The organism is Pseudomonas paracarnis (genome assembly GCF_904063055.1).
GTDB classification, from domain to species: domain Bacteria; phylum Pseudomonadota; class Gammaproteobacteria; order Pseudomonadales; family Pseudomonadaceae; genus Aquipseudomonas; species Aquipseudomonas paracarnis.
On sequence record NZ_CAJFCN010000003.1, the window covers coordinates 324,886 to 338,163 of the forward strand.

At 61.5% G+C, this 13,278-nt stretch carries 12 protein-coding genes; 6 read left to right on the plus strand and 6 right to left on the minus strand.

The features are described 5' to 3' along the window. Positions 1-20 precede the first annotated feature (20 nt). Positions 21-2,000: a peptidase U32 family protein gene (locus tag JMV15_RS08695; RefSeq protein WP_019820074.1), complete on the plus strand. Its 1,980-nt coding sequence runs from the start codon at positions 21-23 to the stop codon at positions 1,998-2,000. 76 nt (positions 2,001-2,076) lie between these two features. Here the strand turns inward: JMV15_RS08695 and JMV15_RS08700 are convergent, their stop codons facing one another. Next, positions 2,077-2,985, minus strand: coding sequence for a DMT family transporter (locus JMV15_RS08700; protein ID WP_032903427.1), 909 nt, complete (start codon positions 2,983-2,985; stop codon positions 2,077-2,079). A 108-nt stretch (positions 2,986-3,093) separates the two neighbouring features. Between JMV15_RS08700 and JMV15_RS08705 the strand changes: the two genes are divergently transcribed. The 3 genes from JMV15_RS08705 to JMV15_RS08715 all read left to right on the plus strand — a co-directional run bounded on the left by JMV15_RS08705 (position 3,094) and on the right by JMV15_RS08715 (position 5,505). Further along, a complete protein-coding gene (locus JMV15_RS08705) occupies positions 3,094-3,537 on the plus strand; it encodes an Lrp/AsnC family transcriptional regulator (protein WP_014718420.1) in 444 nt (147 codons plus the stop codon). Positions 3,538-3,755: 218 nt separating this feature from the next. Further along, the gene (locus JMV15_RS08710) at positions 3,756-5,102 is read left to right on the plus strand and encodes a cation:proton antiporter (RefSeq protein ID WP_038450084.1); all 1,347 of its coding nucleotides are present in this window, start codon (positions 3,756-3,758) and stop codon (positions 5,100-5,102) included. Positions 5,103-5,157: 55 nt separating this feature from the next. Then, the gene (locus JMV15_RS08715) at positions 5,158-5,505 is read left to right on the plus strand and encodes a helix-turn-helix domain-containing protein (protein WP_014718418.1); all 348 of its coding nucleotides are present in this window, start codon (positions 5,158-5,160) and stop codon (positions 5,503-5,505) included. Here the strand turns inward: JMV15_RS08715 and JMV15_RS28570 are convergent. The 3 genes from JMV15_RS28570 to JMV15_RS08725 all read right to left on the minus strand — a co-directional run bounded on the left by JMV15_RS28570 (position 5,496) and on the right by JMV15_RS08725 (position 6,485). Further along, the gene (locus tag JMV15_RS28570) at positions 5,496-5,630 is read right to left on the minus strand and encodes a hypothetical protein (RefSeq protein WP_014718417.1); all 135 of its coding nucleotides are present in this window, start codon (positions 5,628-5,630) and stop codon (positions 5,496-5,498) included. The two genes, JMV15_RS08715 and JMV15_RS28570, sit on opposite strands and share 10 nt — an antisense overlap. Before the next feature lie 11 nt (positions 5,631-5,641). Beyond that, positions 5,642-5,854, minus strand: a complete 213-nt coding sequence (locus tag JMV15_RS08720; protein WP_038450081.1) for a hypothetical protein — start codon at positions 5,852-5,854, stop codon at positions 5,642-5,644. Between the two features lie 85 nt (positions 5,855-5,939). Next, complete coding sequence (locus tag JMV15_RS08725) at positions 5,940-6,485, minus strand: hypothetical protein (RefSeq protein WP_014718415.1); 546 nt, start codon at positions 6,483-6,485, stop codon at positions 5,940-5,942. Between the two features lie 428 nt (positions 6,486-6,913). Between JMV15_RS08725 and JMV15_RS08730 the strand changes: the two genes are divergently transcribed. Next, entirely contained in the window at positions 6,914-8,323 is a 1,410-nt protein-coding gene (locus JMV15_RS08730) for a circularly permuted type 2 ATP-grasp protein (RefSeq protein WP_014718414.1), read from the plus strand. Positions 8,324-8,325: 2 nt separating this feature from the next. Next, positions 8,326-9,276, plus strand: coding sequence for an alpha-E domain-containing protein (locus JMV15_RS08735; protein WP_014718413.1), 951 nt, complete (start codon positions 8,326-8,328; stop codon positions 9,274-9,276). A gap of 31 nt (positions 9,277-9,307) precedes the next feature. Here the strand turns inward: JMV15_RS08735 and JMV15_RS08740 are convergent, their stop codons facing one another. Then, on the minus strand, positions 9,308-11,569 hold the full coding sequence (locus JMV15_RS08740) for an ATP-dependent DNA helicase (RefSeq protein ID WP_038450078.1): 2,262 nt from the start codon (positions 11,567-11,569) through the stop codon (positions 9,308-9,310). Next, positions 11,566-13,212, minus strand: a complete 1,647-nt coding sequence (locus JMV15_RS08745) for a VRR-NUC domain-containing protein (RefSeq protein WP_038450077.1) — start codon at positions 13,210-13,212, stop codon at positions 11,566-11,568. Before JMV15_RS08745 ends, JMV15_RS08740 begins: the two co-directional genes overlap by 4 nt. Between the last annotated feature and the right edge of the window lie 66 nt (positions 13,213-13,278).

Here is a 13,278-nt window from a genome sequence, read left to right on the forward strand (position 1 = left end):
CAAGCCTGACTAAAAAAACTATGTCCTTGCCCAAGCATCACCTGGAATTGCTCAGCCCTGCCCGCGATGTCGCCATTGCGCGCGAGGCTATCCTGCACGGCGCCGACGCCGTTTACATCGGCGGGCCGAGCTTTGGCGCCCGCCATAATGCGTGTAACGAGGTGAGCGATATCGCCCAACTGGTGGAATTCGCCCGCCGTTACCACGCCCGCGTCTTCACCACCATCAACACCATTTTGCATGACAACGAGCTGGAGCCCGCGCGCAAGCTGATCCATCAGCTCTACGATGCCGGTGTGGATGCGCTGATCGTGCAAGACCTGGGCGTGATGGAGCTGGATATTCCGCCGATCGAGCTGCACGCCAGCACCCAGACCGACATCCGCACCCTGGGCCGGGCCAGGTTTCTCGACCAGGCCGGTTTCTCGCAGTTGGTACTGGCCCGCGAGTTGAACCTGCAAGAGATCCGCGCCATTGCCGACGAGACCGATGCCGCCATCGAGTTCTTTATCCACGGCGCCCTGTGCGTGGCGTTCTCCGGGCAGTGCAATATCTCCCACGCGCAAAATGGCCGCAGCGCCAACCGTGGCGATTGCTCCCAGGCCTGCCGCCTGCCCTACACCCTGAAAGATGACCAAGGCCGCGTGGTAGCCTTTGAAAAGCACCTGCTGTCGATGAAAGACAACAATCAGAGCGCCAACCTGCGCGCCCTGGTCGAAGCGGGTGTGCGTTCGTTCAAGATCGAAGGCCGCTACAAGGACATGGGTTATGTGAAGAACATCACCGCCTACTACCGCCAGCGCCTCGACGAGATCCTCGAAGACCGCCCGGACCTGGCCCGCGCTTCCAGCGGGCGTACCGCGCACTTCTTCCTGCCCGACCCGGAAAAAACCTTCCACCGTGGCAGCACCGATTACTTTGTCAGCGACCGCAAGATCGACATCGGCGCGTTTGACACCCCGACCTTTACCGGCCTGCCCGTGGGCACCGTGGAAAAAGCCGGCAAGCGCGACTTGCAGGTGGTCACCCATGAGCCGCTGTCCAACGGCGACGGCCTCAATGTGCTGATCAAGCGTGAAGTGGTGGGTTTTCGCGCCAACATCGCCGAGCCCAAGGGTGAGTTCGAGGAAGACGGTGAAAAGCGCTACCGCTACCGCGTCGAGCCCAACGAAATGCCGGCCGGCCTGCATCAACTGCGCCCCCATCACCCGCTCAATCGCAACCTGGACCACAACTGGCAACAGGCCCTGCTCAAGACCTCGGCCGAGCGCCGTATCGGCTTGTCATGGGTCGCACGCCTGCGTGAAGAGCAGCTGCAAATCACCGCGACCAGCGAAGAAGGCATCAGCGCCAGCGTCACCCTGCCCGGCCCGTTTGGCGTGGCCAACAAGCCGGAACAGGCGCTGGACACCCTGCGCGACCTGCTCGGCCAACTCGGCACCACCGAGTACCATGCCACCCGTATCGAACTGGATGCGCCACAGGCGTTCTTCATTCCCAATTCACAGCTCAAGGCCTTGCGCCGTGAAGTGATCGAAGCACTGACCGCCGCACGCGTCGCCGCGCATCCGCGGGGCGGGCGCAAGGCTGAAACCTCGCCCCCGCCGGTTTACCCTGAGGCGCACCTGTCGTTCCTGGCCAACGTCTACAACCAGAAGGCCCGGGACTTCTACCATCGTCACGGCGTGAAGCTGATCGATGCAGCCTTCGAAGCCCACGAAGAAACCGGCGAAGTGCCGGTGATGATCACCAAGCACTGCCTGCGTTTCTCGTTCAACCTGTGCCCTAAACAGGCCAAAGGAGTGACCGGGGTAAAGACCAAGGTGGCGCCGATGCAATTGATCCACGGTGACGAAGTACTGACCCTCAAGTTCGACTGCAAACCCTGCGAGATGCATGTGGTGGGCAAGATCAAGGGGCATATCCTCGGCCTGCCGCAGCCTGGCAGCGCGGTGGAGCATTTCAATCCGGAAAACCTCATCTATCAGGGCACGCACTAACCCTCATCTGTAGGAGCGAGCTTGCTCGCGAAAAGCTCGAGGACGCCGCGTTTCAACCCGATGCGCTGCGTCATCGTTAGCCTTCTTCGCGAGCAAGCTCGCGCCTACCGAGGTTGCGGGGCCACCACCAGCCCCGCTGCAACCCTGCCGCTGCCAACAGAATCGCCGCCACGCCCAGCCATTGCAGCCACCCCAGGCGATGCCCGAACGCAATCCAATCCACGAAGATCGCCGCAATCGGGTAGATGAACGACAGTGCGCCGGTAATGGCCGTCGGCAGTTTCTGGATCGCGCCATACAGCAGTACATACATCAAACCCGTGTGCACCACCCCCAAGGTGACCAAGGCCGCCCACGTCGTGGTGGATGCCGGCAGGCCATTCCAGGGCACCAGCGGCGCCAGCAATAGCGCGCCAGTGGCCACCTGGATCAAGGCCATCAAATGCGGCGGTACTTCCTTGAGGCGCTTGATGATCAACGCCGCGACCGCATACAAAAATGCCGCGCCCAGGGCCAGCGCGATGCCTACCAGGTAATCTCCTCCACCCGTTTGCTCGCCATGGGCGGTAACAATCGCCAACATGCCCAGGAACGCCACGCTCAACCACGCCAGTTTCTGCACGGTGATTTTTTCACCGAGAAACACCGCCGCCAGCATTACCAGAATAAACGGCTGCACGTTGTACACCGCGGTGCTGATCGCGATGGAGGCACGGGAGTAGGATTCGAACAGCAGCAACCAGTTGCCGACAATGGCCACACCGCTGAGCACGGCCAGCCCCAGTTTTGCCCAACTGAGCAGGTCCAGGCGCAGGTAACCCAGCCAGGCGCACACCAGCACCAGCGTCAGCGCACCGATCACGCAGCGCCAGAACACCACCTCGATCACCGACACGCCAGACACCAGCACAAACCAGCCAATGCTGCCCGAGATCAGCATGGCGGCGACCATTTCCCACGACCCGCGACGGATGGATGAATCCATGATTGAGGCTCCTCAAGTGAGGCTCCAGTATGGCAATCTGTCGGCGACGGCTACAGCGACTAAAAAAGGCAAAAGCCCGAAATCACCTTTTCTTATTAGGCACAGACTATGATCGACACCATCGACCAGCAATTGATCGCCGCTTTGATGGACGACTCGCGGTTGTCCCTCAAGGCCCTGGCAGGCATCACCGGGCTGTCGTCACCCAGCGTCAGCGAACGTCTGCGGCGCCTGGAAGAACGCGGCGTGCTGACCCACTACACCGTCGACATCGACCCCAAACACTTCGGTTACCTGCTGCAAGCCATCGTGCGCATCCGCCCCCTGCCCGGCAAACTGCAGGAAGTGGAGCGCCAGATCCAGGCGATCCCTGAGTTCACCGAATGCGACAAGGTCACCGGCGAGGACTGCTTTATCGCCCGCCTGCATGTGCGCACCATGGATCAGTTGGACAGCCTGCTGGACCGGATCAATGGGTATGCCGAAACCAATACTGCGATTGTGAAGAAAACCCCGGTGAAACGGCGCTTGCCGCCGCTGGGGGCTCGCTGAGGTGTCATGCCAAGGGAGTGTCATGACCAAACACAGTCAAATGTGGGAGCGGGCTTGCTCGCGAATACAGGGTGTCAGTCACCGACTCTGTTGACGGGTATACCGCATTCACGGGCAAGTCCGCTCCCACAGAATGCCACTTCAACCCGGTGATTGTTTGAACCCGCACTTGGCCACCGCCCTCCAACCTGAATGAACCACGGCCGGGTGCACGCACTATGACTTTCATTCTATGGTTGGCCGTATTGGGCGCGGTGCTGCTCACCCTCGCCCTCACGTCCTCCTACCTGCGCTGGATGCCGGTCACCACTTCGGCGGTGTGCCTGTTGCTCGGCATCGCCATCGGCCCCCTCGGTGTGGACCTGCTGCACCTGGACATCAAGGGGTCGGCGCGCTGGATGGAGCACCTGACCGAAGTGGCAGTGCTGTTTTCGCTGTTTGTCAGCGGCCTTAAATTGCGCCTGCCGCTCAAGCATCGCACCTGGCGCATCGCCTTCGGCCTGGCCGGCCCGGTCATGCTGTTGACCATCCTCGGCACCGGGCTGTTGCTGCATTACCTGCTTGATCTGTCGTGGGGGGTGTCTTTGTTGGTGGGCGCGATCCTGGCGCCGACCGATCCGGTGCTGGCGGGTCTGGTTCAGGTCAACAATGCCCAGGACTACGACGCGCTGCGCTTCGGTCTGTCAGGCGAAGCGGGGCTGAACGATGGCAGCGCCTTTCCGTTTGTGATCTTCGGCTTGCTGTTCATGCAACACGGCGGCTTCGATGGCGACTGGGTCGGCGGTTGGGTGCTGAAAAACCTGGTATGGGCGGTGCCGGTCGGGCTATTGATCGGCTACTGGATGGGCCGAGGTATCGGCCGTGTGACGTTGCGCCTGCGCCTGATCAATGCCGACAGCACCCTCTCGCCCAATGATTACCTGACACTGGCATTGATCGCCCTTGCCTATGTGACCGCCGAAGCCGTGGGCGGCTATGGCTTCCTGTCGGTATTCGCGGCGGGCCTGGGGTTGCGTCAGGCCGAGGTGAAGTCCACCGGCAACGCCCAGACACCCGCCGAGCACCTGGCGCAACCGGTGGTGGGCCACCTCGAAATCGAGCCCGAGCAAGCCTTGCACGGCGACGTCAGCCAGTTGAAGGACACCCAGATCGCGGCAGGCGTGATGATGGGTGACATGCTGGCCTTCGGCAGCCTGGTGGAGCGGGCCATGGAGGTGTTCCTGGTGACCGTCTTGGGCATCGTGCTGGTCAGCCACTGGGAGTGGGCCGCGTTGGCGGTGGCGCCGTTACTGTTCTGTGTGATTCGCCCCGCCAGTGTATTCGCCATGCCTTGGGGCCGCCTGCTGGACAATCGCCAACGCAGCCTGGTCAGTTGGTTCGGCATCCGTGGGATCGGCAGCATTTACTACCTGTTCTATGCGCTCAACCACGGTCTGGTGGGCACCAGCAGTGCGGTGGCGGTCAACCTGACGTTGTCGGTCATCGCATTGAGCATCCTGGCCCATGGCCTGACTACCCAGCCCATGCTGGCATGGTATGAGCGTCAGGCTGCGCAAAAAAATTGAATCCTGCACCACGCCGGGGTTTCAAACAGCCAAGACCCACACTGCGAGTCAGCTAATGAAAAAGATCGCCCAACGATTGCTTGAGGAACGCCAACGCCTGGGATATTCGCAGCAATACCTGGCGCAGGCAGGCGGCGTGACCACACGCGAGCAACGTCAATATGAACTGGGCGAAGACCTGCCCCATGCCAACTACCTGGCAGCTTTGGCCGAGCATGGGGTGGATGTGGTGTATGTGATCACTGGCAAGCGCAGCACGGTGGTCAATATCAGCCGCGATCAGGCGCAGACGCTGATCGATAACCGCGTGGTGGGCCAGGAGGTGTCGCTGGACGGCGGGGCCGAGGAAGACGTCTACTTCAAGCTCAGCAATCCCTCGGGCCCGCCGCCGGATCAGTCCTGATTTTCAGTGTTGCCAACGTCCGCCGCTTCATCCAGGTCGTTCAGCGGCACCTCGGCATCGTCCATCAACGAACCCGGGTCTTCGTTGCCGGGGTCGTTGAGTTCATCGTCCAGTTCTTTTGACATGTGCATTTCCTCTAACCGCCTTGGGTATCGATATCGGCATCGGTTTCAGGCTTGTGCTCGCGCTCGGGCTTGAAGTCTGGACTGTAGTCGTTTTCCTTGGCCTTCGGGTCGCTGGCAGGCGCTGGGTCCTTGGGCGCATCGGCGGCGGTGCCAGGGGCAGGCTCGCCGCCGTCGATGGCGGGGTCGTTGCGATTGTGGGTCTGGGGATCTTTAGGCTGGGGCATGAGGCACCTCTTTGCAGGCCGGTGAAAAATCTGAACCGCATAGAGCTAAGGCGTCACGGCCACGGCTGAAGTTCCGTTCGCGTGGTCAGCGCAGTGGATTGTCCACCTGGATATAGAACGCATAGATGCCCAACACCAGCCAGAACACCATGAACAACCACGGCGCACGCATGGAAAACAACAACGACTTGCGATAGCCCTTGTGGCTCGACTCCACTTCGGAAAACAGGGGCGACTCATCGTAGGCCATGCCCATCACTGGCTCGCTGCGCAGCAATTCGCTTTGCTTGTAGTGCCAGTGGTCGATGATTTCATACGCCGCACGGATACCGGGCCAGGCATTCAGCGAACTGAGAATACCCAGCGAAACCAGGAAGATCGGCACCACCAGCGTGAACAGCTTGCCCCATTCCGGGTTGAGGTTGCCCATGCCGGAGACAAAGGCAATCACCAGGAAGGATTGCGCGGTCAGGTAGGCGTCGGTGCGGTTGGCCAGGATGCTGGTTTCGTACTGGATCTCGCGCCGGTAAAAGTCGAGGCGGTCCTTGGGCGAGCCGAATATCTTTGCGTTGTGTTCGCTGTGGTCGTTCAGGGCCGCTTCCGGAGTGTGGGGGGAGATGATTCTGGACACGACGGTGCTCCACAAGGTGACGAAACTTCTTAGAAGAATCGGGGCTCGATGAAGTTCAAGTGGGTTGGCGCACCAATCTGAAACACGCCGCGCCCCATTGTGGTGAGCCCCCTCCTGTGGCGAGCGAGCTTGCTCGCGCTGGAGTGCGCAGCGCTCCCGCTTTTATTGGGGCCGCTGCGCAGCCCGGCGCGAGCAAGCTCGCTCGCCACAGGTTATTGATGCCTAGTTCGCATTCCGGCACAGGCATTGCTTTATCCATTCACCACCCGGAAAACAGGAGCATGCGTTACCCCCCGACCCAGAGCCGCCCCCATAAGAAAGTAAGGACCAGGTCTGTTGGCACCTTCAGCCACGGGCTCATAAAAACATGCGTTTTTTTAAGCGGCAGTGCCACCCAAAGCCACACTGGGCACTGACAAGGTACTGGAATGGCTCGATCTTTCTTTGATGAAATGAATGACGCAAACGGCGTATGCCGTGCGCATTATCAGGACTTCTCTCGCTGGCTGGCCCACACGCCGCCGGAACTGCTGGCCCAGCGTCGCCGTGAAGCGGATTTGCTGTTCCATCGCGCCGGGATCACCTTCACCCTGTATGGCGACGAGCAAGACACCGAACGCCTGATCCCCTTCGACATCATTCCCCGCAGCATCCCCGCCAGTGAGTGGAGCCTGATCGAACGCGGCTGTATCCAACGGGTCAACGCGCTGAACCTGTTTTTGGCCGACATCTACCACGACCAGCGCATTATCAAGGCCGGGATCATTCCCGCCGATCAGGTCCTGGGCAATGAGGGCTATCAGAAAGCCATGGTCGGTCTCGACCTGCACCGCGGCATCTATTCGCACATCTCGGGCGTCGACCTGGTGCGCGACGGCGACGGTACCTACTACGTGCTGGAAGACAACCTGCGCACCCCCAGCGGCGTGAGCTACATGCTCGAAGACCGCAAGATGATGATGCGCCTGTTCCCGGAAGTGTTCGCCAAGCAGCGCATTGCCCCGGTGGACCACTACCCCAACCTCTTGCTCAAGACCCTCAAGAGCGCCAGCCGCCTCGATAACCCGAATGTGGTGGTGTTGACCCCTGGGCGCTTCAACAGCGCTTTCTTCGAACACGCCTTCCTTGCCCGGGAAATGGGCGTGGAGCTGGTGGAAGGCGCCGACCTGTTCGTGCAGGACCTCAAGGTGTTCATGCGCACCACCGACGGCCCCAAGGCCGTGGACGTGATCTACCGACGCATCGACGACGCTTTCCTCGACCCCCAGGCGTTCAATCCCGAGTCGATGCTCGGCGTGCCGGGGCTGGTGGCGGCTTACTGCGCCGGCAATGTGGTGCTGGCCAATGCCATCGGCACCGGGGTGGCTGACGACAAGTCGATCTACCCCTACGTACCCGCGATGATCCGCTTCTACCTGGACGAGGAACCGGTCCTGCAGAACGTGCCGACCTTCCAATGCCGCAAGCCCGATGAGCTGTCCCATGTGCTGGCCAACCTCGAGCAGTTGGTGGTCAAGGAAACCCAGGGCTCCGGCGGCTACGGCATGCTGGTGGGCCCGGCGTCGACGGCCGCCGAGATCGAAGACTTCCGCCAGCGCATCAAGGCCCGCCCCCATGCCTATATCGCCCAACCCACCTTGAGCCTGTCCACCTGCCCGACCTTTGTCGAAAACGGCATCGCGCCCCGGCACATCGACTTGCGACCCTTCGTGCTCTCGGGCAAGGAAACCCGCCTGGTGCCCGGTGGCTTGACCCGCGTGGCGCTGAAGGAAGGCTCGCTGGTCGTCAACTCGTCGCAAGGCGGTGGAACCAAGGACACCTGGGTGGTGGAGGGCTGAGTATGCTGAGTAGAACAGCTGCAGATCTGTATTGGATGTCGCGTTACCTGGAGCGCGCCGAGAACCTGGCACGCATGCTGGAAGTCAGTTATTCGTTGTCCTTGATGCCCCAGGCCGGGCGCAGCGATGGCCTGGATGAACTGGCGATGTCGTTGCTCAGCAGCGGCACCCTGGACAGCTACCTGGAGCGGCACCAGACCCTGGATGCCGAACGCATGTTGCACTTCTTTGCGCTCGACGCGCAAAACCCCGCGAGCATCTACAACTGCCTGCGTGCCGCCCGAGGCAATGCCCATGCGGTACGCGGGCGCATCACCGCCGACATGTGGGAAAACCTCAACGCCACCTGGCTGGAAATGCGCAGTATCGCCGCCGGCGGCCTGGCACGGCATGGCATCAGCCACTTCTGTGATTGGGTCAAGCAACGCTCGCACCTGTTTCGGGGCGCGACCTCGGGCACCATCATGCGCAATGACGCCTACCGCTTCATTCGCCTGGGCACCTTTGTCGAACGTGCTGACAACACCTTGCGCCTGCTGGATGCGCGCTATGAGATGTTCGGCGAGGAGTCGGAAGAAGTCAGCGACGTATCGGCACGCGGTTATTACCAGTGGAGCGCCCTGCTGCGCGCGTTGTCGTCGTTCGAGGCCTATACCGAGCTGTATCCGAATGCCTTGAATGCACGCTCGGTGTCAGAGTTGCTGCTGTTGCGCAGCGATGTGCCGCGTTCGCTGCATGCCTGCATCGAGGAGTTGAGCCATATCCTGGCCGACCTGCCCGGCAGTTACGGGCGCACGGCGCAACGCCTGGCGGCGGAGTTCGAGGCGCGGCTGCGGTACACGGGGATTGATGAGATTCTGGAAGATGGGCTGCACACTCGGCTGACAGAATTCATCGACACCGTGCGTGAGTTGGCCCGGGAGATACAGAGCTCCTACCTGGAAGTGGTGTAGCCCAAACCTGTAGGAGCGAGCTTGCTCGCTCCTACAGGGGCTTGATCGCCCACCAACGCGGCAACAACTGCTGCACCCGCGATTCGCTAAAACGGTCATCGATCAGCATCACCACCCCGCGATCCTGCTGGCTGCGGATCACCCTCCCCGCCGCCTGCACAACTTTCTGAATACCGGGATACAGGTAGGTGTAGTCATACCCCGCGCCGAAAACAGCGCCCATACGTGCCTTGATCTGCTCATTCACCGGGTTGAGCTGCGGTAAACCCAGGGTGGCGATAAACGCACCGATCAGGCGCGCTCCGGGCAGGTCGATACCTTCGCCAAACGCACCGCCCAGCACCGCAAAGCCAATGCCCTGGCTGTGGTGGGTGAACTGCTCCAAAAAGGCTTGGCGCTCGGCCTCGGCCATGCCCCGCGCCTGCAACCACAACGCAATCTGCGGGTGCCGTTCGGCCATTAACTGGGCCACCTGTTGCAGGTAATCGAAGCTTGAGAAAAACGCCAGGTAGTTACCCGGTTGCGCAGCGAATTGCCGCGCGAGCAGTTCCACGATAGGTTCCAGCGACGCCTGGCGATGCACAAACCGCGTAGAGATGCGGTCAACGATGCTGACCTGCAATTGCTCGGCCTTGAACGGTGATGCCACATCAACCCAGGCGGTATCCGCCGGCAGGCCCAGCAAGTCCGCGTAATAATGGCGCGGGCTCAAGGTCGCGGAAAACAGCACACTGCTGCGCGCGGCGGTCAGCCTGGGCCGGATGAACTCGGCCGGCACCACGTTGCGCAGGCACAGAGTCGAGCTATTGCGCTTGCCGCTGAACGAGCGCTTGGTGATATCGAAGATAAAGTGCTCATTGAACAGCTCGGCCACTTTGGCCCATTGCAGCGCGTCGAAGTAGAAGGCTTGCAGGTCACCGCTGAGGGCTTCGGGGTGGTCGTTGAAGTAGTCGCCCATGGCGCTGGTGCACAGGCTCAGGGCCTGGAGCAGTTTGTCAGGTTTGGCGGCGTACGCCTGATACGGTGCGAGTTGGTCCTTGTGCAAGGCATTCCACTCACGGTTCAAGCGCTGCAAGGGTTTGTTCAGGGGCTCGGGCGCGTTATCGCGCAAGGTCTTGAGACTGTACTGGTCCAGGCTGGCGCTGTACATCGAGCGCGCGCGTTCGACCAGGTTGTGCGCCTCGTCCACCAGCACCGCGACACGCCACTGGTTGAGCTGGGCCAGGCCGAACAGCATGGCGCCAAAGTCGAAGTAATAGTTGTAGTCGGCGACGATCAGGTCGCTCCAGCGCGCCATTTCCTGGCTCAGGTAGTACGGGCATACCTGATGGGCCAGCGCCACGTGGCGCAGACTTTTTTGATCGAGCAGGCGCACCTTGGACGCGGCCTGGCGGGCGGCAGGCAGGCGGTCGTAAAAGCCCTTGGCCAATGGGCAGGAATCGCCGTGGCAGGCTTTGTCCAAGTGTTCGCACGCCTTGTCCCGGGCCACCAGTTCAAGCACACGCAGTGACAGCTCGGGGCTGCTGTCGTACAGCACCTGGGCGGCATCCAGCGCCAGCTTGCGCCCGGGCGTCTTGGCGGTGAGGAAGAACAGCTTGTCCAGTTGCTGCGGCGCCAGGGCCTTGAGCAGCGGGAAGATGGTGCCGATGGTCTTGCCAATACCCGTGGGCGCCTGGGCCATCAGGCACCGGCCCGTAGTCACCGCTTTGTAGACCGACTCGGCCAAGTCGCGCTGCCCGGTACGGAAGTCGACATGGGGAAACGCCAGGCTCTGCGCGCCAGCGTTGCGTGCCGCACGGTGCTGCATCTCCTGCCGGGCCCAGTCCAGGAACAGCGCGCATTGCTGATTGAAGAACTGCTCAAGGTCGGGTGCATCGAACCGCTGGTTCAGCACGGTTTCGCCTTCGCCGACGATGTCGAAGTACACCAGCGCCAGGTCGATATGATCGAGCCCGAGTTTCTGGCACATCAGCCAGCCATACACCTTGACCTGGGCCCAGTGCAGTTGCCGATGGTTGGCGGGCTGGGCAGCGAGGTCGCCACGGTAGGTTTTGACTTCTTCCAGGCGGTTGGCGTCCGGGTCGTAGCCGTCCGCCCTGCCCCGCACCTTGAGCTGCTGGTAATCGCCCTCCAGGGTGACCTCGTGCTGATAGTGCGCGCTGCGCCGGGATGCCACCGTGCGATGGCCGACGATGCCTTCCTGGGCGCTGGGCGACGGCGTAAAGCGCAGGTCGAGGTCACCGACCTTGGCCGTGAACTCACACAGCGCCCGCACGGCCACGCTGTAACTCAAGCGGGTTGCTCCGCCCAACGCACGTAGCAGACGGTGACCGGCATCTGGTACTCGCCGCAGAACGCCAGCCAACGCAACTGGTTGTCTTGCAGGCGGTCGCCGGGCCCCTTGACCTCGATCATGCGATAGGTGTTTTGCGCCGGCCAGAACTGGATGAGGTCCGGCATCCCGGCCCGGTTGGCACGGATATCCTGCAACAGGCGCGTGAACCAATGGCGCAAATGCTCGGCGGGCAGGCAGGCCAGGGCTTGCTCCAGCAGGTCTTCGCTCAGCAGGTTCCAGAACACAAAGGGCGACTGGATGCCCCATTTATCCACGTAGCGTTGGCGGATGCTTGCCTTGTAGCGACCGTCCTTCAATTGCGCAAAGCACGCGGCAAACAAGGCTTCTCGGCGTTGATAAAAGTCCTCGCTGTGCAGGTCCGCCGGCCCGCGCTGGAACGGGTGGAAGAACGCCCCCGGCAGCGGCGCAAAAATCGCCTCCCAGCACAGCAAGCCAAACAGCGAATTGATCAGGCCATTCTCGACGTAATGCACCGGTGCATCCGGTTCGCTCAAGTGCGCCAGCACACAGGATTCCACCGACAGCAGCGGTTCCTGCACCAGCGAAAGGTCCAGGCGTGCCACCGCTTGGGGCTTGGCCCTGGGCAGCGCCGGCCCGCCGAGTTTGCGCCGCAGGCGCGGCACTACGCGAAGCAGGTGTTGGTGTTCCGCTGCGCTGTGTGGCGCCTGTTGCGCCTCGGTCGCCAGGGCCATGGCTTGGGCGTAATCCTCCTGACGTTCCAGTACGCGGATCAGCCGCGCTCGCGCGCCGGGATGAGTGCAATTGCGGTAGATCTGTTCGGCCAGTGCCAGCTCGGCGCACCGTTCGCAATACTGGCCGATCTGGAACAGCAGCTTGGCACGACGCTTTTCCAGCCACGGGTTGTCGGTACACAACGTGGCGACCTGCGCCAACACCGTATCCAGTGCCTCACCGGCTTCAAAGGCTTGCTGGCACTGGTGCAGGAATAAAAACCCATGCACGTCGTCACGGCTGCGTAAACCACGAGACTCGGCGCAGAACTCGACTTTTTCATAGGTATAGATGCCCAGATCTGCCAACACGAATTCCGACCAGTCCTGGTGCAGGTTGCCGAAGAACATCAGGCGCAGGCGATCACACAACTCCATCACTGTCAGGCTATACAGCACATCGTCCACGTCGGGACACCACTGGGTAAAGCTGCGCGGTTCGGTAAATTGCGCCGCCAAGGGTTCAAGCCAGTCGGCCTTGTTGCCCTTGGGTTGGTCGATCCAGGGCCTGAAGGCGCCGAGCAATTCACTTTTTTGCAGCAGGGCGAACAGGGTGGCAAACGGCAGCGGGCTTTGATCCTCCACCCACCCCAACTCACGCAGTGGCCCCGCCGCCGCATGAGGGCAACCGATTTCCAGGTAATGGAGCTTGGTGGCGCGAAAATGCACGCCCTTGCGCATCACCATCCGCACCAACAACGCCTGGGACGCCAGAGGCAACCTGTCAAATTGCTGAATGAAATGCTGTTCGTGCGCATCGAGCAAATCGGCATAGCGCTGCCCCAACCAAACCAGCACTTGGCGGAAGTTATGCAGGTAATACAAGGGGTCTTCGAGGGGGTTGGCCATGGCGCAGAGCAATCAAATACTGGTTATGCATACAGAGTGCCGGGGCAAAGCGGTTGTTGCAATCAG